This window comes from Devosia sp. Root436, from assembly GCF_001426345.1.
Classification (GTDB): Bacteria; Pseudomonadota; Alphaproteobacteria; order Rhizobiales; family Devosiaceae; genus Devosia.
Genome location: NZ_LMEM01000001.1, coordinates 514,346 through 538,431, shown reverse-complemented (window position 1 = coordinate 538,431; position 24,086 = coordinate 514,346). Strand labels below are relative to the sequence as shown.

The window sequence follows — 24,086 nt, the reverse complement described above, 5'->3', positions numbered from 1 at the left end:
GGTGCCGTTGCGATGGTTGGCCTGGTCGCCACTGCCGTTGCACTATCCGGGTGTTCCAGTCTCGGTAGCCGGTCGTTTGGCGATCCGACGACAACCGGCTCCCTGCCGCAGAGCGCTCCCACAAGCTATAGCCAGCCCATGCCGGCCAGTCTGGGTTCGCCTCAGAACATGGTGGCCGAGAGCCGCTTCCTGCCGCCCGCCAATGTCGGCGGTGGCTGGAACGCTCCAACGACCGCTGGCGTCCAGCCGGCCTGGAACCAGCCCGCTGCGGGCTATCCCCAGCCGATGGGGACGGCCAACGCCATGCCATCCGTCCAGTCCCAAGACCTTCCTGTACTGAGTAACCCGTCTTCTCAGGGATCCCTGCCCACCATGCAACCACAACCCGCTTTCGCTTCGGCCGCGCCGATGCCGTCTCCTGCCGTTCTCGGCACCCTGCCGACCAACAGCTCGGTCCCATCGCTGGCGGCGGCTTCGCCCAGCCCGACTTTGCCGGGTGCCGCCGGCACCGGCTTTACCCACACCATCGCCAGCGGCGAGTCGCTCTATACCATCGCCCGCCGCTACGAGGTGACGACCCAGGCCATCGTCCAGGCCAACAATCTCTCCTCGCCCGACAAGATCGTCGTCGGTCAGAAGGTGATCATTCCTGGCCGCGCCGACCTGCTCGCCACCAAGGCGCCGACCACCCAGGTCGCCAGCACCACGCCGATCACCACGCCCGCTCCGGCCCAGCAGACGCTGCCGCAGGCCGCTCCCAACGCGCTCCAGGCCGCGGCCACGCCGGCGGTGACGCCCACGCTGCCGCAGCAACAGGCCGCGCCGGTCGCTCAGCCGACCCAGGTCGCCAATGTTCCGGCCGCGGAGCCCGCAATGTCGGGTAGCGACAAGTTCCGCTGGCCCGCCAGCGGTCGCGTTCTGGTCGATTTCGCCTCGTCCAAGGGCACCGGCATCAATATCGAAGTGCCCGAAGGCTCGGCCGTCAAGGCCGCAGAGAATGGCACGGTGATCTATGTCGGTTCCGGCGTTGAAGGCTATGGCAACCTGGTGCTGATCCGTCACCCCAATGGCTACGTGTCGGCCTATGCCCATCTGCAGTCGATGAGCGTCGCCAAGGGCGCCGTCGTCGGTCGCGGCGACACTATCGGCGCCGCCGGCATGACCGGTTCGGTCACCAAGCCGCAACTGCATTTCGAGCTGCGCAAGGGCGCAACCCCGGTCGACCCAGTGCCACTGCTGGCAAGCTGATAAAGCCAGGATGTCACGAAGGCCCCCGCGAAAGCGGGGGTTTTCGTTTGTGGCCAGGCTTCGCCAACCGGCGATCGGGCGATGACGAGCTTTCGGACGCTTCTGCTAGATGGCCTTGCCCAGTTCGCCTGCCAGCGTCCGCACCAACTGGATCGCCACGCGGCCCGAACGGGCGCCGCGGGTAGCCGACCATTCGATGGCGCGTGCCCTCAGCGTCTCATCGTCGATATCGAGCCCGTAATGGTCGGCATAGGCCCGCACCATGCCCAGGAAAGTCGGCTGGTCGCAATTGTGGAAGCCCAGCCATAGCCCGAAACGGTCCGACAGCGACACCTTCTCCTCGACGGCTTCACCCGGATTGATCGCGGTCGAGCGCTCGTTCTCGATCATGTCGCGCGGCATCAGGTGGCGGCGGTTTGAGGTGGCGTAGAACAGCGCATTCTCCGGCCGCCCCTCCAGCCCGCCATCGAGGATGGTCTTGAGCGATTTATAGCTGGTCTCGCCATTGTCGAAGCTGAGATCGTCGCAGAAGATGACAAAGCGCGCCGCCTCGCCGCCGATGCGGCGCATCAGGGCAGGGAGGGTTTCCAGGTCCTCCCGTGCGATCTCGATCAGTACCAGTCGCTGGAAGCCCTCGGCCCGCCGCTCGACGATGTTGCCGTGGATGGCCTTGACCAACGAGCTCTTGCCCATGCCGCGCGCGCCCCACAGCAGCGCATTGTTGGCGCCATGGCCGCGGGCAAACTGTTCGGTGTTGCGCAGGAGAATATCCTGCACGGAGTCGATCCCCTTGAGCATGGCCAGCGGCACCCGGCTCACCTGGGGCACATCAATCAAAACCCCGGCATCGCCATCCCAGTGGTAGGCATCGGCCTCCGACAGCGCCGGAATCGGTTCGTTCGGAGCCGGCGCCAAAGCCTTGAGCGACAAGGCGATTTCGTCAAGCGTGGCGGCAATCCGGGCGAGGTGGTCTGGGTTTGTCAAAGCAGGCATTTCCCGTGGTAGACGCGGCAATTTGCGACCCCCGGAATGGCTTTGCAATCGGCAGGGTGCAAATGTATAGTCCGCGCGATTTTGACCGGGGTGCAAGTGCAACAAACCCCATATGCGTCCAGTAGCGTCGCAACGTTGATGCTGGTCTCTGGCGCCGCCCCTCCACAAGCCAAGAAGAAACGATAGGAGCCTCGCCTCATGTTTGTAACGCCCGCTTATGCCCAGGCAGCCGGTGCCGCGCCCGCCGGTGGTGGCATCAACGACATCCTCATCCAGTTGATGCCCATCCTGTTGCTGGTGGTGATCTTCTGGTTCCTGATCTTCCGCCCACAGCAGAAGCGTCTCAAGGCCCAGCAGGCCATGCTGTCGGCGATCAAGCGCGGCGATACGCTGGTGACCACCGGTGGCATCATCGGCAAGGTGACCAAGGCCGTCGATGGTGAAGACCTCGAAGTCGAGATTGCCACCGGCGTCAAGGTGAAGCTGGCGCGTGGCATGGTTGCCGACGTCCGCTCCAAGGGCGAGCCTGTCAACGACAACAAGCCTGCCTAAACGGCAGCGCCCGACCAACACCGGAGCTTACGAGCTCCGGTTTTCTGCTTTCAGGACGTCCTTTCATGCAGTTTTCGCCTGTTCGTACCGCCATCATCGCCATCGTTGCCCTGCTGGGAATTCTGTTCACCATCCCCAGTTTCCTGCCGCAGAATGTGCGCGACGCCTGGCCGGGCTTCCTGCCGAGGCAGACGGTGGTTCTGGGGCTTGATCTGCAGGGCGGTTCGCACCTGCTGCTGCAGGTCAACGAGGACGGTATCGTCTCCGAACGCCTGCAGACGCTGCGTCGCGACGTACGTAACACGCTGGCCAACGACAACGGCATCGGCAACCTGATCACGACGGACGAGGCGGCGAAGTCGCTGACCATCGAGCTCACCGATCCGACGCAGAAGGAGGCGGCCCGCACGGCCATTGCCGGCCTGCAGAATGCCATCAGCAATTCGCTGATATCGGTCGGCGGCGTGAACGAGCTGGCCTTCGGCGAAACGGCGGACGGCAAGCTGACCGTGACGCTCACCCCCGAGGGCATCAGCGAGCGCATGTCGGCTTTGGTGGCGCAATCCATCGAAGTCATCCGCAAGCGCGTAGACGAGCTGGGCACCACCGAGCCGTCGATCCAGCGCCAGGGCACCAACCGCGTGCTGGTGCAGGTTCCCGGTTTTGGCGACAGCCAGCGCCTCAAGGACATCATCTCGCGCACGGCGCGCCTGACCTTCCACATGGTCTATCCGGGCATGACCGCGGACCAGGCCGAGGCCCAGGGCCTGCCGGCCGGCACCATGGTTCTGCCCAGCCAGGACGGCGGCAAGGAACTGCTCTATGAAGATGTCGCCCTTGGCGGCGAGTCGCTGGTCGATGCCCAGCCGAGCTATGACCAGCAGCGCGCCATGCCGGTTGTCAGCTTCAAGTTCGATACACGCGGCGCCATCACCTTTGGCCAGATCACCGGCGCCAATGTCGGCAAGCGCTTCGCCATTGTGCTCGACGACACCGTCATCACCGCCCCGGTAATCCAGCAGCCCATTACCGGCGGCTCCGGCCAGATCAGCGGCAGCTTCACCACCGCCACGGCCAACGACCTCGCCGTGCTGCTGCGCGCCGGTGCGCTGCCGGCTTCGCTCGACGTGATCGAAGAGCGCACCGTGGACGCCAGCCTGGGCGCCGATTCGATCCGCGCCGGCCTGACCGCCGGTGTGGTCGCGGCCGTTCTCGTCGTCGCCTTCATGGTGGCGGCCTATGGCCTGTGGGGCGTGTTCGCCAATGTCTCGCTGGTGCTCAACATCATCCTGATCTTCGGCGCGCTCTCCATGCTGGGGGCGACGCTGACCCTGCCGGGCATTGCCGGCATAGTGCTGACCATCGGCATGGCCGTGGACGCCAACGTGCTGATCTATGAGCGCATGCGTGAAGAGCAGCGCTCCGGCAAGTCGCCGATCCAGTCGATCCAGGCCGGCTTCGAGCGCGCCTGGGGCACCATTGTCGACTCGCACCTGACCCAGCTCATCGCGGCCATCGTGCTCTACTTCCTGGGCTCCGGCCCGGTACAGGGCTTTGCTGTCACCCTGGCGCTCGGCATCCTGACCTCGCTCTTCACCTCCTATACGGTCACCTCCTACCAGGTGCATGCCTGGTACCGTGCGGTGCGGCCAAAAGTGCTGAAGATCCAGCATTTCCGCTTTGTGCCTGATGGCACGAAGATCCCGTTCATGAAGATATCGCGCTATGTGATCGCCTTCTCGATCGTGGCAAGCCTGCTGTCGGTTGGCTCGGCCTACTTCAAGGGCTTCAACCTGGGCATCGACTTTGTCGGCGGCACCGCCATCGTCATCCAGCATGATGACGGACCGGCCGATGTCGGGCAGGTGCGTGAACTGCTTGACGGGCTCGAACTGGGCGAAGTGCAGGTGCAGGGCTTCGGCACGCCTGAGGACGTCCTGGTGCGCGTGCAGGCCCAGGAGGGCGGGCAGGACGCCGACCAGGTCGCCGTGGCCAAGGTGCGCGATGCCCTCGCCACCGAGAACTATACCGTGCGCAGCACCGAGGCCGTCAGCGGCACCGTTTCGGGCGAACTCGCCTGGAAGGGCGCCATCGCCGTCATCATCGCGCTGGCCGCCATCCTGATCTACATCTGGTTCCGCTTCGAGTGGCAGTTCGCCCTGGCCGCGATCACCACCACGACGCATGACATCATCATGACCATCGGCCTGTTCTCGATAACCGGGCTGGAGTTCAACCTGACATCCATCGCGGCGGTGCTGACATTGGTGGGTCTGAGTTTGAACGAAACCGTGGTGGTGTCGGACCGCGTGCGCGAGAATCTGCGAAAGCATCGCAAGATGCCGCTGCCCGAGCTGATCGACCTGTCGATCAACCAGACCATCGTGCGCACCACCATCACGCAGTTCACCGTGTTCCTGGCCCTGATTCCGCTGGTGCTGTTCGGCGGCGAAGTCATCCGCAGCTTCACCATCGCCATGACCTTCGGGTGTCTTGTCGGCATGTATTCGTCGATCATCGTCAACGGCCCCATCCTCATCAACTTCGGCCTCAAGTCGAAGGCTGAGGAGGACAAGCCGGTGGCCAAGGCCGCCGACGGGGCTTCTGTCTGAGACGAGGCTAACGTGACCGACACGCCGCATTATCCCGGCCAAGTTGGCATCGACGCCTATGGCAATGGGGGTTTCCGCTTTGCGGGGATCTCCCATCGCGGCTCGTTGCTCTGCCTGCCCCAGGGCATGTTTGCGTGGAATGTCGCCAATGCGGGCGAAATCACCGCCGAAACGCTGGCCCCGGTCTTCGCCGTCGCCGACGATATCGACGTGCTGCTGATCGGGGTTGGCCCCGACATCGCCGCCATCCCGCGCGAGTTGCGCGAGGCCCTGCGCGAGCGGAAAGTGATCGTCGAGGCTGTGAACACGGGCAGCGCCATCCGCACCTATAATGTGCTGTTGGCCGAGGAACGCGCCGTCGCGGCTGCCCTGATCGCCGTCGACAAGGTGCGCTGATGGCCGAGGCCAGCTTTGCCCACGCCGCCCAAGTCCTGCGCCAGAGCGACCGCGACCGCTATCTCTCGACCCTGGTGCTATCGGGCGCCCAGCGCGGCGCGGTGACCGCGCTCTATGCCTTCAATGCCGATGTGGCTTCGGTGCGCGAGCGCGTTTCCGATCCGGCCCCCGGCGAAATCCGCCTGCAATGGTGGAGCGATGCGCTCGACGGGGAGGGCCACGGCGCCGTGCGCCAGAACCCGGTGGCCGACGCATTGCTCGACACCATCGCGCGCTACGCCATTCCGGCCGGCACGTTGCTGCGGCTGATCGGCGCCCGGCGCTTCGATCTTTATGACGACCCTATGCCCGACCTCGAAAGTTTCGAGGGCTATGCCGGCGAGACCGTCTCGACGCTCTACCAACTCGCCGCGATGATCCTCAACGAGGGCGAGACCATCGAGACCGGCGACGCCGCCGGCCATCTCGGCGTCGCCCATGCCATGATCGGGCATCTGCGGGCCTTCGGTTCGGTATCGGCGCAGGGCCGCATCATGCTGCCCTGGTCGGTCTTCGCCGCCAATGGCGTGCGCGAAGGGGAGATTTTCTCCGGCACCGAGAGCGAGGGCCTGTTCGAGGCATTGGGGCAGATCGAAGAATTGGCGGCAGACCATCTCGGCAAGGCCGAGACGGCGATTGCAGCCCTGCCAGGGCGGCTCAAGCCGGCTTTTACCAGCATTGCCGTGCTCAAGGCGCAGCTCGGGCTGCTGGGCCGAAGACCGGGGATTTTTGCCCTGCCTGCCGATGATCCGGATTGGCTTAAGATTGCCCGGCTGGCCTGGTGGAGCTGGCGGAACCGGTAGTGCCACGCCCTCGTGGTTCGAGGCGCTGAAGAAGCGCACCTCACCATGAGGACTACTTCTAGCTCGGTGTTCCAGTAGCCCGCATGGTGAGGTGCGAGTTCTTCACGAGCCTCGAACCACGAGGGCGTGGCATCAAAGCCTATCCTTGCCGAAGGCCACGAACTCGCCGTGGAACTGGCCAGCTTTCTGGCCTTCATAGTCCAGCGCAGCCTTTAGCGCGATCCGCCCGCGGCCCTTGCGGGTGAGCATGCGCAGGAAGGCATCCCAATCGCCATCTAGTGTCGCCGTGGCGGTGAAGTCGCCGGCAATCGGCGCCAGGTAGTCCATAATGCTGGATTGGATCACGACGCGGCTGGGCAGGCCGGCATTGGTCAGTCGCAGATGCAGCAGCGACCAGGCAGCCAGAGTAGCGATCGAGGCGGCGCTGCCGCCAAACACCGTGTCGCGGTGATTGATATTGGGCGCCAATGGTGCACCGAGTGTAACCCGTTGATCGGTAATCGAAATCACTCGCACGTCCATGGCCCGCGACAGCGGGATATGCTCGTGCAGGTAGGTTTCGAGTTCCGCTTCGGTCATGCCCAGGCTTTCAGATCCTCCAGCGCCCGCGCGGTAATGGCCCGGCGCTTGGCGATGGTCTTGTCATTGCCGCGCCAGCGCCCCGCGCCTTCGGGCTTGCTGACGGTCACCTCGGGAAACAGGCCGAAATTGACGTTCATCGGCTGGAAGCTGCGGGCGCCGCTATAGCTTTCGGATTCGATATGTCCGCCGGTAATATGGTCGACCAGCGCTCCGAGCGCGGTGGTCCTGGGCGGCGTAGCCATCGTTTCGCCCCGCGCTTCGGCGGCGGCGAGGCGGCCGGTGATGAGGCCGACAGCGGCGCTTTCCACGTAACCTTCCACGCCCGTCACCTGGCCGGCGAAGCGGATACGTGGATCATTTTTCAGTTTAAGATCATTTCGCAAAACTTTGGGGGAGTTGATGAATGTGTTTCTGTGCAGCCCACCCAGACGCGCAAACTGCGCATTCTCGAGGCCGGGGATCATGCGGAAGATATCGGCCTGGATGCCGTAGCGCATCTTGGTCTGGAAGCCGACCATGTTCCACAAAGTGCCCAGCGCATTGTCCTGCCGGAGCTGGACGATGGCATAGCATTTGACGGTGGGGTTGCGCGGATTGGTCAGGCCGACCGGCTTCATCGGTCCATGGCGCAGCGTCTCGACGCCGCGCTCGGCCATGACTTCGATGGGCAGGCAGCCGTCGAAATAGGGGACCTTTTCCCAGTCCTTGAATTCATGCAAAGGTGCGGTTTTCAGCGCCTCGACAAAGGCAAAATACTGGTCCTTGTCCATGGGGCAGTTGAGATAGTCGGCGCCTGTGCCGCCCGGACCGGCCTTGTCGTAGCGCGACTGGGCCCAGACCACGTCCATGTCGATGCTGTCCTTGTGGACGATTGGCGCGATGGCGTCGAAAAAGGCCAGCGCGTCCTCGCCTGTCGTGGCCAGGATGGCGTCGGCCAGGGCGGGGGAGGTCAGCGGCCCGCTGGCGATGATGACGTTGCCCCATTCGGCCGGCGGCCAGCCTGCGACTTCCTCGCGCAACACCGTGATTTTGGGGTGATTGTGGATGGCGCGGGTCACTTCGGCGGAAAAGCCATGCCGGTCCACCGCCAGCGCGCCGCCCGCCGGCAGCTTGTGCGCATCGGCCGCGCGCATGATCAGCGAGCCGCAGCGGCGCATTTCCTCATGCAGCAGGCCGACGGCATTCTGCTCATGGTCGTCGGAGCGGAAGCTGTTGGAGCAGACCAGTTCGGCAAAGCTGTCGGTACTATGCGCATCGGTCTCTTTGACGCCGCGCATTTCGTGGACGATCACCGTAGCGCCGGCCTCGGCAGCCTGCCATGCGGCTTCGGAGCCGGCGAGACCGCCGCCAATGATGTGAATGGGTTCTGATGTGGACATGGCGGGCAGATAGCAAGCGCGGAGAGGGGGCGCAACCGGCACTTGTGGTTGCCAGCACGCAGATTAGCATGCGCCGCGAAACGGGAGGATAACTTTGAGTCCAAATCTGACGCTATGGGGACGCGCCAACTCTGCCAATGTGCAGAAAACACTATGGGCATTGGAGGAACTGGGACTGCCCTATACGCACAAGCTGGTCGGCGGGGCCTATGGCGGGCTGGACGAGCCGGGCTATCGGGCGATGAACCCCAACGGATTGGTGCCGACGCTGCAGGATGGCGAGATGACCGTGTGGGAGAGCCACGCGACCCTGCGTTATCTGGCTGCCAGCTATGGCGAAAATACGCTCTGGCCGGCCGATCCACGCGAACGGGCCCTGGTGGATCAATGGACCGACTGGACCGCCACCACCTTTCAGCCGGGCTGGATTGCGGTGTTCTGGCTATTGGTGCGGACGCCGCCGGAGCAGCGCGACGAGAAGGCAATCGCGGCGGCGCTGGCCAGGACGGTCGCGGCTTTGCGCATACTCGATGCGAACCTTGCCGAGCGGGATTATGTGGCCGGGGACAAGTTGAGCTATGCCGATATCGCAGCCGGCGTGGCGCTCTATCGCTGGTTCACCATGGAGATCGACCGTCCGGCCATGCCCGGCGTGGAGAACTGGTATCGGCGGCTGCAGGAAAGACCGGCTTTCCGCAAGGCGGTCATGGTCAGTTATGACGAGCTTGCCGGCAGATCAGCCTTCTGACCACAAAATAAAAACAGCCGCATCTCAAAGAGAGGCGGCTGTTCGATTTGCGCAGGCTGAAGGTTCAGTCGAGCAAATATTAGAGGGCGCTGGCATGATCGCGGGCAATGCGATTGATGTCGGTGCGCGAAATGCCCAGATCGTTGAGCTGACGATTGTCCAGAGCGGCGAGCTCACGAACGGTCTGCTGATAAGCGGCCCACTTCTTGAAAGTCTTGCGGATGTCCATTGGAAGTCTCCTTTCGTTTACGAGATGATATCTAGGGCAGTGCCCGCCGGATGAGCAGTGCGATATTGATCAAATGGGTCATGCACTCAGCGCGGGGCTTTAACCAGGCTCATTCATATGACGTTAAGGCGTCGGGCAAAGTCATGGCCGCTCGGTGGCGATCCGGCGGCCATGCGAACTCGTCAGGACGACAAACGCTCAGCGATCGAACAGCGATCGCGTCATCTTGGAGAAGTCGGGGCCGGTAAGCCCCAGAAGATCGGCATCACGCGTCGAGGGAACGTCCATTTCCCGCAACGTCTGCTTGATGTCGATCAGGCGCTTCAGGCGCCAGACGGCACGTACAAACATCGGTCTATTCCCTTCAGGTCAGAGTGCTGACACCGGCAAGATGGGATGATTTGCGCGACGGCGCCATGCCGTAACCGTCAAGCGCTGCATGCGTGAGGTGCATGGCAGTTTTTATGACTCTGTCATTTTCTGAACTTTCGGCATCATCCCCGCCCAAGCGGGAACCCACTTTATGCCGCAGGGAGATTCCCGCTTTCGCGGGAATGACGCCGTGGAAGCAAGGGGCATTCACCAGCCCCAAAACCATTCACCACCCCGCCGCATACGCTAGCAGACTGTTAGCATCGACGAAGGGGATGGGTGAATCGGGATGGCCCTATTCGGCGGCCCTGGTGGCGAAATGCGGGCGCCTGGCCATGACTTCCTTGAGGAACTGGCCGGTATAGGAGCGGGCATTGGCGGCCACGTCCTCGGGCGTGCCGACGGCGACAATCTCGCCGCCGCCATCGCCGCCCTCGGGACCCAGGTCGATGACCCAGTCGGCGGTCTTGATGACTTCGAGATTGTGCTCGATGACGATCACCGTATTGCCGCCCTCAACCAGTTCATGCAGCACGTCGAGGAGCTTGGCCACGTCGTGGAAATGCAGACCCGTGGTCGGCTCGTCCAGCATGTAGAGCGTGCGGCCGGTGGCGCGCTTGCTGAGCTCCTTGGAGAGCTTGACGCGCTGCGCCTCGCCGCCTGACAAAGTGTTAGCCGGTTGTCCCACTTTCACGTAGCCCAGGCCGACCCGCTGCAGGGTGGCGAACTTGTCGCGGATGACCGGCACGGCGGAGAAGAAGTCGACGCCTTCGTCGATGGTCATGTCGAGCACGTCCGAGATGGACTTGCCCTTGAACTGTACTTCCAGCGTCTCGCGATTGTAACGCTTGCCCTTGCACACGTCACAGGTGACGTAGACGTCGGGGAGGAAGTGCATCTCGATCTTGAGGACGCCATCGCCCTCGCATTTCTCGCAGCGGCCGCCCTTGACGTTGAAGCTGAAGCGGCCGGGGCCATAGCCGCGGGTCTTGGCCTCGGGCAGGCCGGCGAACCATTCGCGCAAAGGCGTGAAGGCGCCGGTATAGGTGGCCGGATTGGAACGCGGCGTGCGCCCGATGGGCGACTGGTCGATATCGATGACCTTGTCGAGGAATTCGAGGCCGGTGAGCGATTCATGCGGGGCAGGGACCACGCGGGCGCCGTTGAGGCGGCGGGCGATGGCCTGGTACATGGTGTCGATCATCAGGGTCGACTTGCCGCCGCCCGACACGCCGGTAATGGCGACGAAGAGACCAAGCGGCACGTCGACCGAAACATTCTTGAGATTGTTGCCGGTTGCCCCTTTGACGCTCAGCACCTTGCCCTTCTTGCCCTCGCGGCGTTCGGCCGGCATGGCAATGCCCATGCGCCCGGAGAGATATTTGCCGGTGAGGGAATCGGGGTGGTTGATGATGTCCTGCGGGGTGCCCTCGGCCACGATATGGCCGCCATGCACACCGGCGCCGGGGCCGATATCGACGACATAGTCGGCGGTCATGATGGCGTCTTCGTCATGTTCGACCACGATCACGGTATTGCCGATGTCGCGCAGCCTTTGCAGGGTTTCGAGCAGGCGGGCATTGTCGCGCTGATGGAGGCCGATAGAGGGCTCGTCGAGCACATAGAGCACGCCGGTCAGTCCCGAGCCGATCTGGCTGGCGAGGCGGATGCGCTGGCTCTCGCCGCCCGACAGGGTGCCCGAATTGCGCGCCATGGTGAGATAGTCGAGGCCCACATCGATGAGGAAGTTCAGGCGCTCGCGGATTTCCTTGAGGATGCGCTCGCCGATGAGCTTCTGGTTGGGCGTGAAGGCATCGGGCAGCGCCTCGAACCACTCGGCGGCCTTGCGGATGGATTTCTCGGTGACCTGGCCGATATGGAGGCCATCGATCTTGACCGCCAGCGTCTCCGGCTTGAGCCGGTAGCCGCCGCAGGCAATGCAGGGCTTGGCCGACATGTATTTTTCGATCTCTTCGCGCATGCCGGCGCTTTCGGTTTCCTTGTAGCGGCGCTCAAGGTTGCCGATGACGCCTTCGAAGACCTTGGTGGTCTTGTACTGACGCAGGCCATCGTCATAGACGAAATCGATCTTGGTCTTGTCGGTGCCGTAGAGCACGGCATGCTGCACGTCGAAGGGCAGCTCGTTCCAGGCGGTGCCGGTCGAAGCGCCGTAATGCTTCACCACGGCCTGCAGGGTCTGCTGGTAATAGGGTGCACTGGTCTTGGACCAGGGCAGGATGGCGCCGTCGCGCAGCGACAGGGTTGCATCCGGCACGATCTGGTCGGGATCGATCTTCTGTTCTGTGCCCAGCCCGTCGCAGACCGGGCAGGCGCCGAAGGGGTTGTTGAAGGAGAACAGGCGCGGCTCGATCTCGGCAATGGTGAAGCCGGAAACCGGGCAGGCGAATTTTTCCGAGAAGGTGATCTGGCGCGGCGTGCCATCCTCGTTCTTCTCGTCGGCCAGTTCGACCAAAGCGATGCCATCGGCCAGCTTCAGCGCGGTCTCGAAACTCTCGGCCAGGCGGCCGGAAATATCCGGCCCGACCACGAGGCGATCCACCACCACTTCGATATCGTGCTTGAACTTCTTGTCGAGCGCCGGAGCATCCTCGATCTCGTGATACTCGCCATCGATCTTGACGCGCTGGAACCCCTTGCGCATCAGGTCAGCCAGTTCTTTCTTGTACTCGCCCTTGCGGCCGCGGGCAATCGGCGCCAGCAGATAGAGGCGGGTGCCTTCGGGCATTTCCATGACCTTGTCGACCATCTGGCTGACGGTCTGGCTCTCGATGGGCAGGCCGGTGGCTGGCGAATAGGGTATGCCGACGCGGGCATAGAGCAGGCGCAAATAGTCGTAGATCTCGGTGACGGTGCCGACCGTGGAGCGCGGATTGCGGCTGGTCGTCTTCTGCTCGATGGAGATGGCCGGCGACAGCCCCTCGATGTGCTCCACATCGGGCTTCTGCATCATTTCGAGGAACTGGCGGGCATAGGCCGACAGCGATTCCACATAGCGGCGCTGGCCTTCGGCATAGATGGTGTCGAAGGCGAGAGAGGACTTGCCCGAGCCGCTGAGCCCGGTCATCACGATGAGGCTATCGCGCGGCAGTTTCAGATCGATACCCTTGAGATTGTGCTCGCGGGCGCCGCGCACGATGATCTCACGGTTCTGGCTCTGTCTTGGCGTCATCATTTCAGTCCATGGCTCTCTGCACGCAATGGCAGCGCGGCGGCAAAATCAGGATGGGCATCGGGTCGGGAAGAGCTGACACATAGGCTCGGGCCGCCCTTGCTGCAAGCGGCCCGTGTGCATGGCCGACCGGCATCACAGTAACCTTAGCGTGTCCCCGATGGCTTGCCAAAGCACCATTCCTGCTTTGGAACATAAGCGGAACAATATAGATTCGGTCAAGGGCCGACATGCTGGGTCAATCCGTGCCAGGCGGTGAACAGAGCCGCCGCGACGAATAACGCGCAGGCGCCGCGACCGATCCAGACGGTAACTTCGGGATGGCCGACCAGCGCGTCGCGGCCCCTGCTGGCGGCCAGCGCCAGCCCGCCATAGATGAGCAATTGCATGGCCACCGTCATCAGCCCCATGATCAATGCCTGCGACCAGATCGGGCCGTATTCGGGCCGCATGAACTGGGGGAAGACGGCGAGGACGAAGAGGTAGGCCTTGGGATTGAGCAGGCAGGTAACGAGACCCTGGCGGAAGGCGACCCAGTCCGAGCGGGTCGTGGCGCTGCCGATACTGTCCACGGTGATGGTGCTGCGTAAGAGGGTATAGCCGATCCACGCCATATAGGCGGCGCCGATCAGGATCATCGCCTGGAAGATCGTGGTAGGTAGCTGGGTGAGCACGCCGACCGCCAGCGCGCCGAACAGCGTATGCACTGCGCCGCCCAGCATGATGCCGGCGACGGCGGCGAACCCGGCGCGGCGGCCCCGCGTCAGCGCATTGGCGAGGACGAAGAACATGTCCATGCCGGGCACGACGATGATGCCGAACAGCAGGATGAGATAGAGCCAGAGGGCCTGGGCGTAGTCCATGACGGGTTTCCGAGTGAGGAAGTGGCTTTGGGGCAAGGCTGCTGACAGGGCATGTCAGGAGCGGGCGGGGGGATCTTTGTCGGGGTAGGTCGACCCGAAGGGTCGGGGTGAGGGGTTCGGCGTCGTGCTTCTCACCAGCCCTGAACCCCTCACCCCGCCCTCTCCCCTCAGGGGCGAGGGAGCCCACGCTCGGTGGACTGATGAACTGGCCCCAACAACAAGGCACGCCGCTTGACATAGAACATAACAAGAACATATATTGGAACGACCGGGCCGCGACGGGCGTTTCTTAGGTGTTCAAAACATCGGCTTGGGCCGCGCGTTCGGGCGGGGGAAGCATTATGGTGGGTTATCCAGCATGGCCCAGGAAACGACCCGCGCATGGGCGGGCAGGCTTGCGCAACGGTAAGTAAGCGTCCCGCGACCACGGCAGACCGGGACTGAATCGAAAAGGAATTTCGCCATGGCAGGCAGCGTGAACAAGGTTATCCTGGTCGGCAATCTCGGCGCCGATCCCGAGGTGCGCAACCTTCCCAGCGGCGGCAAGGTGGTCAATCTCAGCGTCGCCACCTCCGAGAACTGGAAAGACAAGAATACCGGCGAGCGCCGCGAAAAGACCGAATGGCACCGCGTGGTGATCTTCTCGGAAGGGCTGGCGCGCGTGGCCGAGAGCTACCTGAAAAAGGGCAGCAAGGTCTATCTCGAAGGCCAGTTGCAGACCCGCAAGTGGCAGGACCAGTCCGGCCAGGACAAGTACAGCACCGAAATCGTGCTACAGGGTTTCAACTCGAACATGACCCTGCTCGATGGCCGTGGCGAGGGCGATAGTGCCGGCGGCGGCTATGGCGGTGGCGACACCGGCTTCCGCGGCGTGCGCGACAACAACAATGGCGGCGGTGGCGGTGGACAGCGTCCACGGCCCAGCGCCCCGGCCTTCGAGCCGGGCGGCATGGACGACGATATTCCGTTCTGAGGACGGATATGGGAGGCGCCCCGGTGGGCGCCTCTTTCGTATTCAGCCGGCGAAGCGCTCCCGATAGGCCTGCGGAGTGACGCCGAGACGCCGCAGGAATGTCCGGCGCAGTGTTTCCTCGGTGCCGAAACCGCAGCGGCTGACGATGCGGGTCAGGGATTGCTTCTGTTCGAACAACAATGGCACTCAATATCGGTTTTCTTGTCTTTCCCAATGTGCAGCAGCTAGACCTGACAGGGCCTTATGAAGTGTTCGCCTCGGCTGGTTTGGCGGTTCACCTGGCCTGGAAGGGGATGGAGCCGGTGCGAAGCGCCACCGGGCTGATGCTGACGCCCACCGTCACCCTCGATGGCTGCGACAGCGGCACGCCCGAGACCGCAACGCCCGAACTGGTGGCACTGGCGCGCCATCGCATGGCGGGATCGCGGGCCGAGCGGGAACGACTGCTGCCCCCGCTGGAGCCGGCCCGGCAGTGAATCAGGCCGCGAAGGTGCGGCTGGTGGCGCGGCCGGCGGCTTTGGCGGCGTAGAGGGCGGTGTCGGCCTGGCGGAACAGGTCCTCCGACGAGCCGCCGCGATTGTGGGCCACGCCCACCGAGGCGCCGAGCTTTAGCGTCTGGCCTATCCTGGTGATGGGGCGGGCCATTATCTCGACAATGCCTGATGCCAGCATGTCGGCATCGCGCCGGCTCGTGCCCTCGTTGAGCAGGACGGCAAATTCGTCGCCGCCGATGCGGGCCACCAGGTCCGCGCCGCTGCAGCTTTCGACCAGCCGCAGCGCCGCTTCCTTGAGGCATTCGTCGCCGATGGCGTGGCCATAGGTGTCGTTGACCTGCTTGAAGCCGTCGAGATCGACCAGCAGCAGCGCGCCGATGGCCTGGCGGCCCTCATCGAGTGCGCTGAGGCGGGCCTGGAACAGGCTGCGATTGGCCAAACCCGTCATCACATCGAACTCGGCGAGATAGCGGGTGCGGTCAGCCATCAGCTTTTCTTCGGTAATGTCCTGCTTCATGCCGAAAATGCGATGGGCAACCCCGTCGCGGCTTTCCACCGCCCCGGTCAGCCGCATCCAGCGGCGCTTGCCCTTGACGGTGATGATTTCGGCATCCAGCGAGAAATCGGAACAAGTGGCGATGGCCACGGCCCGGGCCGCCTCCATTTGCTGGCGCGACGCATCGGTATAGAGCGCCAGCGTCATGTCCCGCGTGACCGGGGTGTTGCGGGGGATTTCGAACAGGTCGTAGACGCCGTTGGTCCAGGTCAGGCTGTTGTCCCCGAGATTGCATTGCCAGATGCCGATATGGGCGGTGGCCGAGGCACGATCGAACAGCGTTCGCCGCTGATCTTCCAGCGCCGCATAATCGGCGATCGTCCGCGCCAGCTCCTCGATCTGGCGGCGCTGGCGCGCCATGGCCGCCTGCGCCAGCACCTCGCCGGCCAGCGCGGCAATGGTGGTGGCCATGCCGGGGCTGCGCGGGTGCGGATCGAACAGGCTCAGCAGCCGGGCGGGGCGGTCGCCCTCTTCAGGCAGCACGATGCCGGCATAGAAGCGCGCAGCGGGCAGACCTGTATCGCCAAGGACCAAAGGCTGGCTGGCCGCAGTCATGCGGGCTTCTAGCGCCGACAGTGCGGCTTCCGTGCCGGCCGTTGCAATCGGGGAAAGACCATCGGCCGCGAGAGTGCTCAACCGCGCCCCGGCAATGCCGAGCAGGCCGCACAGGCGCTGCAGGCGCACGCTGATGGCTTCATCCGGGCGCGGTTCGGCGGCACGAGAAGGCAAGGCGGAGTCTATGGTCACGGCGAGGCTGCGCAATTGGGCGCTCCTGTAGAATGCAGGAACGGTAGCGCAAAGCTGGTTAAGACTTCTTCAGCCGCAAAGTCCTGAGAACAAAACCAAATCGGCTACGATTTGTCGTCCGGCCCCGGAAACGTTACCGGGAAAACGGCACCTCCGCGCGCAGGCTATCCCCGCTCTCGACATAGACCACTTCGAAGGCCACCTCGATGGCGTCGTCCTTGAGGCTGATCTGCGCGGAAATGCTGAGATCCTTGCCCTCTTCGTCCTTGTCGCGCTCGCGCAGGTTGAATACCAGCCCGCTGCCGCGCTTCTGGCCGATGGCGACGCCGGTAAAGGTGGCGTTGGAACTCATGGCCGCCTCGAAGCGCTTGCTGGCCTCGATATAAGCCATGGTGCCGGCCACCGTCAGCCGCGTGCCGGCCAGGGTGCAGCGACCGCTGTAGTTAACCTTGTCCTGGTTGCCCTGGGTCAGCGACATGCGGCACCGCACGGTTTCGGTATTGGCGCCAATGAGAACACCGGTCCCGCTCCAGTCCCCTATATAAGATTGCAGCAGGGCCACGTCGGCCGGCGCCGCAAGGGCCGGGGCCGCGCCGGCCGCAGCCAGCAGGCCTGCCATGGCCGCGGCGCGCGACAGGGGTCCGAATTTGCTCATTTGTCCAAAGCCTCCAGTGAAACATGCCCCCGGCAGATTTCATCCCCAATCGATACCAAGTTCCTGCATGCCGCAAACCCCCGATTCGGGGCCGCTGCAGAATCAAAAGCGCGACCATGTAAGCGGGCGCCGCTTGGGCTCGCAAGCGCCTGCCCATCATGTCGTATGCGGCTGCCCGCCTTCGGTGCCGCCTTCGCCGGTCACGGTGTCGCCGGTGGGATCGTCGGGCGTCGGGTCGTGGTCGGCGGTGCGCACCTTGATCTTGCCGAGCGGCTGGAAGAACTTGCCGCCCGCCGCCAGCAAGGCCGGCAGGATGAACAGATCGCCGATGACGGCAAAGGCCAGCGTCGAGACAAACAGCGTGCCGAACAGGGCCACCTGTGGCAGCTCGGAGAAGGTGACGATCACTACCCCCGAGCACAGGATGATGGTGGTGGCGACGATGGCGCCGCCGATACGGTCGAGCGTATGCTTGACCGCCTCCAGATGCGGCCGCTTTTCCTCGCGCCGGGAATGCAGGTAATGCGACAGGAAATGCACCGTGTCGTCCACCGCGATGCCGAAGGCGATGGTGAGGGCGATGACCGTGGTCAATTGCAGCCCCTGGCCGGTGAAATAGAGCCAGGCAATGGTGCCCAGCACCGGGAACAGGTTGGGAATGGCCGAGGCCAAAGCCACCCGGAAGGACTGGAAGGCGAAGCCGATCAGGCCGATATTGACCAGCACCGACAGGGTCAGGTCGAGCTGCAACCCATAGACGATCTGGTCGGTGGCGAAGGTGGTCAGGATGCGGAAGCCGCCGATTTCGGCGCCCTCTATCCCCGCCGCCTTCATTTCGGCGGTGACGTTTTCCACCAGCAGCTTGAGGTCTTCGGAGTCGATGATGGTGGGCATGAAGCCGGTCACCAGCGCCTGGCTGCCGTCATCGGTAACGAAGCGCTTGCGCATGAAGGGGCCGACCGCGTCGAACACCTCCTCGCGGGTAAAGCCGCTATCGGTATAGTTGGTCAGCGCCGCGGCGGAGATGACCTTGTTGACGCCCAGATGGGATTCGAGAATTTCGTGCACGGCCCGAATGGTCTCGAAATCGCGCGGCGTGACATTGGGATCATTGTCCTGCAGCGGCACGCGGATATAGAGCGGCGCCACGCCCCCTACGCCATCGTCGATCTCTTCGGCGGCCGTCAGCGCCGTCGAGTCCTTGGCCACGAAATCCTCGAACGAGAAATGCGGCTTGATCAGGCCATAGGGGATGAAGAGCAGGAGGGTGACGACGATGGCCAGGATCGAGAGCAGCCGCCCGAAGCGGCTGGCGATGAACCAGGCCAGCGGCAGCGGCGCCGTCAGCACCAGGCTGCTCCGCTTGGGCGCCTTGAAGCCCATGCGCACGGCGGCCTTGAGCATCAGCGGCAGGAAGGTCATGAGGCAGACGAACAGCAGGAAGGTGCCGATGGCGCCGGCAATGGAAAACTCCTGCACGCCCTGGCCGGGCGTCAGCCAGAGCGAGGCGAAGCTGACCAAAGTGGTCAGCATGGTCAGGCCCGCGGCAGGACCGACCAGCTTGACCGTGGCATCCACCGCCTTGTTGGGCTCCATGCCGTCGCGCCAATAGGCCAGCCAGTTGAAGATGAAGAACATGGATTCGGCGAAACTGATGACCAGCACCAGCGTCGTGACGATGATGGTGAGGAAGGAGAAGGAGCCGAAAAAGAGCAGGATGATGCCCATCGACCACATGACCGCGAGGAACGGCATGGCTGCCACCAGCAGCGCGCCGGGCAATGAGCGCAAGGCGAGCAGGGCGATGACGGCGCCGAGGCCAAAGCCCCAGACGGTGAACTTGACCTGGTCGTCCACCGCCGCATTGAGCATTTCCGAGGTCCAGATCGGCGGTCCGGTCAGCTCGATGGAAATGTTCTCGTCCTGATAGGGCGCGATGGTTTCGCGCAGCGATGCGATCATCCGCTTGGTGCCGTCGCCCTTGGTCATCTCCTGATTGGGGAACATGATGAGCACCACGCCGCTGAGATCGGGCGTGATGAGATTGCGCATCATCGGGTCGTTCTGCTGCAGGTCGCCCAACGCCACGGCGACTTCGGCGAAATCGTCCATCCCCTCGGGTACGGCCGGCACCGAACCGCCGCGGCCATCGGGTTTGCGCAGGGTGAAGGGCGACATGGTGCCCACGGCAAATTCGTTGAGCTCGAGATCGAAGGCCAGTTCGCGGACCCGCTCCAGCGTTTCCGGCTCGGTCAGCCGCGGGGAGGAGACCAGCACATAGATGTCATTCTCGAAGGTGCCGAAGGTTTCCGACAGCTGCGCATAGGCATCGTAATGCTCGCCGGAATGGGCATAGACGCGCAGCAGGTCGCCATCGACATTGGCCTTGGGAATCTGGGTGAAGCAGAGAATGGAGAAGGCCAGCACCGCGAGGGCGACGGCGCGCGGATAGCGCAGGGTGGTAAGGCCGATATATTCGAGGCCGAAGCCGATAGAACGGTCATAGGCAAAACGTGCCCAGACACGGCTGAAGAACGAACCAACTGACACGGCGACCCCGACTCCGCGAATGCAGCGACAAATTGGCGCGATTTCGGCGGGTTGTCACCTATGCGTCCGGCAAGGACCGGTGTTCGGGGCGGATTGTTGCAAGAATGTTGGGATGCCTACCGAAAAACCACGGCGTCATTCCCGCGAAAGCGGGAATCCCTTTCATATGGCAAGAGAGATTCCCGCTTTCGCGGAAATGACGCCGTGCAGGTGGATGGCCTTTACGGCGTCAGCGCCGCCTTGTTCTCTTCCAGAAACGCCGCCAGTGCCTGCGGCTTCCGCCCGGAATAGCGCTCGACGGCGTCGGTCGTAATGGCGTGGTAGCCGGCGGCGGCGTCGCGGTCGAAGGCGACGAGGAGGGCGGCATAGAAGCCGGGGAGACCGGCGGCTTCGAGGCCCGCTTGCAACTGCTCGGCGCTGAGGCCGATGCGGGCCACCGGCTTGCCAGTGAGCTTCGTATAGAGCGCCGCGACCTCGGCCTGGGTGACCGGGGCAGGGCCGGTGACGTCGATTATGTCCTTGCCCGTTGCCGACAGCAGGGCGCCGGCGGCGGTGCGGGCGGTATCGGCGCGGCTGACATAGTTGCGGCCGCCGCCATCGGTAGCGTCGAACAGCTGGCCGCTCGACAATGCTGACGCCGCGCCGACAATGGTCATGTCGGCATAGATGTGGTTGCGCAGCAGGGTGAAGTCGAGGCCCGAGGCGGCGATGGCCTGCTCGGTCCAGTAATGGTCGGCAATGCCGCCCGCGTCGGCATTGGGGCGGGCATGGGGCGCCGAGGTATAGGCGAGATAGCTGACGCCGGCCGCCTTGGCGGCTGCGACGGCGGCAACCTGCTGCTCGCGGCGGTTGTGGGCAACGGTGCTGATGATCAGGGTCCGATCCACTCCGGCAAAGCCGGTGGACAGCGAAGCGGCATCGTCGAAATCGAGCCGGCGGACGTCCACACCCTGCGCCGCCACATCGGCAAGCTGGGCCGGATCGCGGGTGCCGGCGACAATGCGGGTCGCGCCGCGCGCCAGCAATTCGGCCACGGCCAGCCGGCCGAACTGGCCTGCCGCGCCGGTCACCAGCAGCGTCTTGTCCTTGAACTGCGTCATCGCAAATCTCCTGATTGCCCTGCTTGCGGCACATGCCGGCGGGGAGTAAGTATCGAATGGAGAGTGCTATCTAGTATGCGCGAGGCAGCGCCGAAAGGAGGCACTTTTGCCGCATAACGTCACCTGGAGGTGCCCCCCATGCTCAGCGCGCTGGAAGAAGCCGGTCTCTATGTCGCCAAATGGGCCGAGCAGAGCGCCGGCGGCTCGCTCGCCGATTGCCCGGTGCGCGGCGTGCTGGACCGCATCAGCGACAAATGGAGCATGCTGCTGGTGATGACGCTGGCCGACGGCCCCAGGCGCTTCAACCAGCTGCGGCGCGAAGTGCCCGATATTTCCCAGAAAATGCTGACCCAGACCCTGCGCGACCTGCAGCGCGATGGCCTGGTCGCGCGGCGCGTCTACGACACCAAGCCGCCCTCGGTGGAATATCGGCTGACGCCGATGGGCGAGTCGATCATCGTGCCCTTCGGGCATCTGATCGAATGGGCGAGCGAGAACCACAAGCGGATCAGCTCGGCGCGGACAGTGTTCGACGCCGCCTGAGGCGCCTCAGCCGAGTTCCTCGGCGAGCCCGATGAGAAGCCCTTCGGGGCCGCGGATGTAGCAGAGGCGGTAGACGTTTTCATACTGCACTACCTCGCCGACGAGCTGCGCACCGCGCGCGGTGAGCCTTGCAAGCGTCGCGTCGATATCGTCCACCGTGAACATGGCGCGCAGATAGCCCAGTGCATTGACCGGGGCGTTGCGGTGATCCGCGAGGACGGTGGGCCTGATGAAGCGGGAAAGCTCCAGCCGGCTGTGGCCGTCCGGCGTGCGCATCATGGCAATCTCGACATGCTGGTCACCCAGGCCGGTGACCCGGCCGGCCCATTCGCCTTCGACCGTAGCCCGCCCTTCGAGCTCGAGCCCGAGTTCGAGAAAGAAATCGATCGTCGCGCCGAGGTCCTCGACGACGATTCCGATATTGTCCATCCGCTTGAGCGCCATAGTCCGATCTCCGAAGTGTCGTTTGAGACTACAGGGTGTCGCTTCGCCGGACAAGAGATTGCAAAGATATGTTTGCAAATAATTCTTTGCGCTGGTAGGGCTGGGCCATTGACGAGGTCGAGCCATGCCCGAACAGCCGTTGCGCGATATCAAAAGCGTCGTCCCCGATGCGACGGCGCTCAAGGCGCTGACCCATCCCCTGCGGCTGCGCATGCTGGGGCTGCTGCGCATCGAGGGTCCGGCCACGGCTTCCGGTCTGGCGGCGCGGCTGGGGCTGAATTCAGGGGCAACGAGCTATCACCTGCGGCAGTTGGCGCAGCACGGCTTCATCGAGGAGGATGCAGCGCGGGGCAGCCAGCGTGACCGCTGGTGGCGGGCCCGACACGAAGCGACCAGTGTCATGCCGGCACATGCGGAAGGCGAGGCGCTGGAACTGGGGCTGGCCTTCGAACAGGCGGCCCTGCACGGGCAGATGCGGCAGATGCAGCGCGCCCTGGCCGCTTATCCCGAGCTGCCGCAGGCATGGCGGCAGGCGTCCACGGTCAGCGATTATACCATCCCCATGACCGCTGAAGCGGCAAGAGCGCTGGTGGAAAAGCTGCAGACCCTGCTGTGGGAGGCCATGGCGGCGGCGCCGGCACTGGGTACGCCGCTGCCGGAAAATATGCGGCCGATGACCTTCATCCTCCACGCGGCGCCCAATGTCGGCGAACCGCAGGCCGGAGAGGCGCAATGAGCGTGCACCGCGCCTTCGTCGCCCTGGCCGGCGCCACGGTGCTGTCGACTTCGGGCACGCGGCTTTCCGCCATTGCCATTCCGTGGCTGGTGCTGACCACGACCGGCAGCCCGGTTCTCACCGGGCTGGCCGGCTTTGCCGAGATGCTGCCCTATGTGGTGGCAAAGGCGCTGGGTGGCCCATTGATCGACCGGATCGGCGCCAGGCGCGTCTCGCTTTGGTGCGACATGCTGTCGGCCGCCGCCGTGGCGCTGGTGCCGCTGCTGTTCTGGGCCGGCTTGCTCTCCATCTGGGTCCTGTTGCCGGCGGTGGCGCTGCTCGGCGTGCTGCGCGCGCCGCCAGACGCCGCCAAGCAGGCGCTGGTGCCCATGGTGGCGGCGCTGGGCCAACTGCCGATGGAACGCGTGACCGGTGTCATGGGCGCCAGCGACCGGCTGGCCGGAACGCTGGGCGCGGCGGGGGCAGGGGTTCTCATTGCGCTGCTCGGACCGGCGCCGGCCTTGCTGGTCAATGCGCTGGCCTTTGTGCTGTCGGCCCTGGCCGTCGGCCTCGGCATTCCGGCGCAGCGCGCGCCATTCCAGCAGCGCGACACCACCTATCGCGCCGAATTGACAGCGGGATGGACGGTGCTGCGCAGCGATCCGGTGCTGGTCAGCCTGGTGATCATGATCGCGATAACCAACCTTTTCGACATGGCCTATTCCGCGGTGCTGTTGCCGGTCTGGGTGCGCAGTTCGGGCCTCGATGTGAGCTGGGTCGGGATTCTGCTCGCCACATTTTCGGCCGGCGCCATTCTTGGGGCAGCGATCGCGGCCGCCGTCGGCCACCGCCTGCCGCGGCTCCTGCTCTATACGGCGGGCTTCTTCTGCTGCGGGCCGCTGGCCATGAGCGTGCTGGCGCTCGATCTGCCACTGCCGGTCATCGTTACCGTGCTGCTGTTCGGCGGCATATCGGCCGGGTCCATCAACCCGATCATCGGCGTTATCCTGTTCGAGCGCATCCCCGCGCCGGTGGTGGGCCGGGTCATTGCGCTGTTTGGTGCACTGGCCTGGGCGCTCATGCCGTTTGGTGGCGTCTATGCCGGGCTTCTGGTGGACTCCTGGGGCATATCCGTCGCCCTGGGCGTCACCGCTATGCTCTACCTTGTAGCGGCATTTGCACCCCTGATCGTGCCGAGTTTCCGGCAGATGAAAAGGCAGCCTCTGGCGCCGGCCTGATCTCCACAGGCCGTTCGGGGCAAAATTGGCAATTCCCCCCGGAATCGCCTAGATAGAGAGCAGTT

23 protein-coding genes and 1 pseudogene are annotated in these 24,086 nt (G+C 64.2%); 11 read left to right on the top strand and 13 right to left on the bottom strand.

Features of this window, described 5'->3' with window-relative positions; all coding sequences use genetic code 11:
• Nucleotides 1-372: 372 nt before the first annotated feature.
• Entirely contained in the window at nucleotides 373-1,248 is an 876-nt protein-coding gene (locus ASD04_RS02695; protein WP_056252095.1) for a M23 family metallopeptidase, read from the top strand.
• 105 nt (nucleotides 1,249-1,353) lie between these two features.
• Here the strand turns inward: ASD04_RS02695 and ASD04_RS02690 are convergent, their stop codons facing one another.
• Nucleotides 1,354-2,241, bottom strand: a complete 888-nt coding sequence (locus ASD04_RS02690) for an ATP-binding protein (RefSeq protein WP_056252091.1) — start codon at nucleotides 2,239-2,241, stop codon at nucleotides 1,354-1,356.
• 198 nt (nucleotides 2,242-2,439) lie between these two features.
• On the opposite strand from ASD04_RS02690, the gene yajC reads away from it, so the two are divergent.
• The 4 genes from yajC to ASD04_RS02670 all read left to right on the top strand — a co-directional run bounded on the left by yajC (nucleotide 2,440) and on the right by ASD04_RS02670 (nucleotide 6,643).
• Complete coding sequence (yajC, locus tag ASD04_RS02685; RefSeq protein WP_056252088.1) at nucleotides 2,440-2,793, top strand: preprotein translocase subunit YajC; 354 nt, start codon at nucleotides 2,440-2,442, stop codon at nucleotides 2,791-2,793.
• Between the two features lie 65 nt (nucleotides 2,794-2,858).
• Entirely contained in the window at nucleotides 2,859-5,405 is a 2,547-nt protein-coding gene (gene secD, locus ASD04_RS02680) for a protein translocase subunit SecD (RefSeq protein WP_056252086.1), read from the top strand.
• A gap of 12 nt (nucleotides 5,406-5,417) precedes the next feature.
• Complete coding sequence (locus ASD04_RS02675) at nucleotides 5,418-5,801, top strand: MTH938/NDUFAF3 family protein (protein ID WP_056252083.1); 384 nt, start codon at nucleotides 5,418-5,420, stop codon at nucleotides 5,799-5,801.
• Complete coding sequence (locus ASD04_RS02670; RefSeq protein ID WP_056252080.1) at nucleotides 5,801-6,643, top strand: phytoene/squalene synthase family protein; 843 nt, start codon at nucleotides 5,801-5,803, stop codon at nucleotides 6,641-6,643. Before ASD04_RS02675 ends, ASD04_RS02670 begins: the two co-directional genes overlap by 1 nt.
• A 132-nt stretch (nucleotides 6,644-6,775) precedes the next feature.
• On the opposite strand, the gene ASD04_RS02665 is transcribed toward ASD04_RS02670, so the two are convergent.
• Nucleotides 6,776-7,222 (bottom strand): YiiD C-terminal domain-containing protein, encoded by a 447-nt coding sequence (locus ASD04_RS02665; protein ID WP_056252077.1) that lies wholly within the window; start codon nucleotides 7,220-7,222, stop codon nucleotides 6,776-6,778.
• The gene (gene trmFO, locus ASD04_RS02660) at nucleotides 7,219-8,604 is read right to left on the bottom strand and encodes a methylenetetrahydrofolate--tRNA-(uracil(54)-C(5))-methyltransferase (FADH(2)-oxidizing) TrmFO (RefSeq protein WP_056252074.1); all 1,386 of its coding nucleotides are present in this window, start codon (nucleotides 8,602-8,604) and stop codon (nucleotides 7,219-7,221) included. Before trmFO ends, ASD04_RS02665 begins: the two co-directional genes overlap by 4 nt.
• 94 nt (nucleotides 8,605-8,698) lie before the next feature.
• On the opposite strand from trmFO, the gene ASD04_RS02655 reads away from it, so the two are divergent.
• Nucleotides 8,699-9,352: a glutathione S-transferase family protein gene (locus ASD04_RS02655; protein WP_056252071.1), complete on the top strand. Its 654-nt coding sequence runs from the start codon at nucleotides 8,699-8,701 to the stop codon at nucleotides 9,350-9,352.
• A 79-nt stretch (nucleotides 9,353-9,431) separates the two neighbouring features.
• On the opposite strand, the gene ASD04_RS19025 is transcribed toward ASD04_RS02655, so the two are convergent.
• From ASD04_RS19025 to ASD04_RS02645, 4 genes are all read right to left on the bottom strand, one after another.
• Complete coding sequence (locus ASD04_RS19025) at nucleotides 9,432-9,581, bottom strand: DUF1127 domain-containing protein (RefSeq protein WP_082530928.1); 150 nt, start codon at nucleotides 9,579-9,581, stop codon at nucleotides 9,432-9,434.
• 198 nt (nucleotides 9,582-9,779) lie between these two features.
• Nucleotides 9,780-9,932, bottom strand: a complete 153-nt coding sequence (locus ASD04_RS19305) for a hypothetical protein (protein ID WP_156461100.1) — start codon at nucleotides 9,930-9,932, stop codon at nucleotides 9,780-9,782.
• A gap of 316 nt (nucleotides 9,933-10,248) precedes the next feature.
• Nucleotides 10,249-13,146 carry an excinuclease ABC subunit UvrA gene (gene uvrA, locus ASD04_RS02650; RefSeq protein ID WP_056252070.1) on the bottom strand — a complete coding sequence of 966 codons (2,898 nt, stop codon included), beginning with the start codon at nucleotides 13,144-13,146 and terminating at the stop codon, nucleotides 10,249-10,251.
• A gap of 215 nt (nucleotides 13,147-13,361) precedes the next feature.
• Entirely contained in the window at nucleotides 13,362-14,006 is a 645-nt protein-coding gene (locus ASD04_RS02645) for a LysE family translocator (protein WP_056252067.1), read from the bottom strand.
• A 463-nt stretch (nucleotides 14,007-14,469) separates the two neighbouring features.
• Between ASD04_RS02645 and ssb the strand changes: the two genes are divergently transcribed.
• The gene (gene ssb, locus ASD04_RS02640; RefSeq protein WP_056252064.1) at nucleotides 14,470-14,979 is read left to right on the top strand and encodes a single-stranded DNA-binding protein; all 510 of its coding nucleotides are present in this window, start codon (nucleotides 14,470-14,472) and stop codon (nucleotides 14,977-14,979) included.
• A 42-nt stretch (nucleotides 14,980-15,021) separates the two neighbouring features.
• Here the strand turns inward: ssb and ASD04_RS19020 are convergent, their stop codons facing one another.
• The gene (locus ASD04_RS19020; RefSeq protein ID WP_348271012.1) at nucleotides 15,022-15,156 is read right to left on the bottom strand and encodes an AraC family transcriptional regulator; all 135 of its coding nucleotides are present in this window, start codon (nucleotides 15,154-15,156) and stop codon (nucleotides 15,022-15,024) included.
• A 2-nt stretch (nucleotides 15,157-15,158) separates the two neighbouring features.
• Between ASD04_RS19020 and ASD04_RS19795 the strand changes: the two are divergent.
• A pseudogene (locus tag ASD04_RS19795) lies at nucleotides 15,159-15,335 on the top strand (DJ-1/PfpI family protein); the annotation flags it as partial.
• Nucleotides 15,336-15,456: 121 nt separating this feature from the next.
• Here the strand turns inward: ASD04_RS19795 and ASD04_RS02630 are convergent.
• From ASD04_RS02630 to ASD04_RS02615, 4 genes are all read right to left on the bottom strand, one after another.
• Entirely contained in the window at nucleotides 15,457-16,791 is a 1,335-nt protein-coding gene (locus ASD04_RS02630) for a sensor domain-containing diguanylate cyclase (RefSeq protein ID WP_244488228.1), read from the bottom strand.
• A gap of 118 nt (nucleotides 16,792-16,909) precedes the next feature.
• Nucleotides 16,910-17,431: a hypothetical protein gene (locus ASD04_RS02625; protein WP_056252059.1), complete on the bottom strand. Its 522-nt coding sequence runs from the start codon at nucleotides 17,429-17,431 to the stop codon at nucleotides 16,910-16,912.
• A 156-nt stretch (nucleotides 17,432-17,587) separates the two neighbouring features.
• Nucleotides 17,588-19,981: an efflux RND transporter permease subunit gene (locus ASD04_RS02620; protein WP_056252057.1), complete on the bottom strand. Its 2,394-nt coding sequence runs from the start codon at nucleotides 19,979-19,981 to the stop codon at nucleotides 17,588-17,590.
• A gap of 221 nt (nucleotides 19,982-20,202) precedes the next feature.
• Nucleotides 20,203-21,081, bottom strand: coding sequence for an NAD(P)H-binding protein (locus ASD04_RS02615; protein WP_056252053.1), 879 nt, complete (start codon nucleotides 21,079-21,081; stop codon nucleotides 20,203-20,205).
• A 138-nt stretch (nucleotides 21,082-21,219) separates the two neighbouring features.
• Between ASD04_RS02615 and ASD04_RS02610 the strand changes: the two genes are divergently transcribed.
• On the top strand, nucleotides 21,220-21,624 hold the full coding sequence (locus ASD04_RS02610) for a helix-turn-helix domain-containing protein (protein ID WP_056252051.1): 405 nt from the start codon (nucleotides 21,220-21,222) through the stop codon (nucleotides 21,622-21,624).
• A 6-nt stretch (nucleotides 21,625-21,630) separates the two neighbouring features.
• Here ASD04_RS02610 and ASD04_RS02605 read toward each other — a convergent pair whose 3' ends face one another.
• Nucleotides 21,631-22,068: a VOC family protein gene (locus ASD04_RS02605; RefSeq protein WP_056252048.1), complete on the bottom strand. Its 438-nt coding sequence runs from the start codon at nucleotides 22,066-22,068 to the stop codon at nucleotides 21,631-21,633.
• 124 nt (nucleotides 22,069-22,192) lie between these two features.
• On the opposite strand from ASD04_RS02605, the gene ASD04_RS02600 reads away from it, so the two are divergent.
• Together ASD04_RS02600 and ASD04_RS02595 are read left to right on the top strand one after the other, a co-directional pair.
• Nucleotides 22,193-22,804, top strand: a complete 612-nt coding sequence (locus tag ASD04_RS02600) for a winged helix-turn-helix domain-containing protein (RefSeq protein WP_056252046.1) — start codon at nucleotides 22,193-22,195, stop codon at nucleotides 22,802-22,804.
• Entirely contained in the window at nucleotides 22,801-24,021 is a 1,221-nt protein-coding gene (locus ASD04_RS02595; protein ID WP_056252043.1) for an MFS transporter, read from the top strand. The genes ASD04_RS02600 and ASD04_RS02595 overlap by 4 nt, the downstream gene beginning before the upstream one ends.
• Nucleotides 24,022-24,086 lie beyond the last annotated feature (65 nt).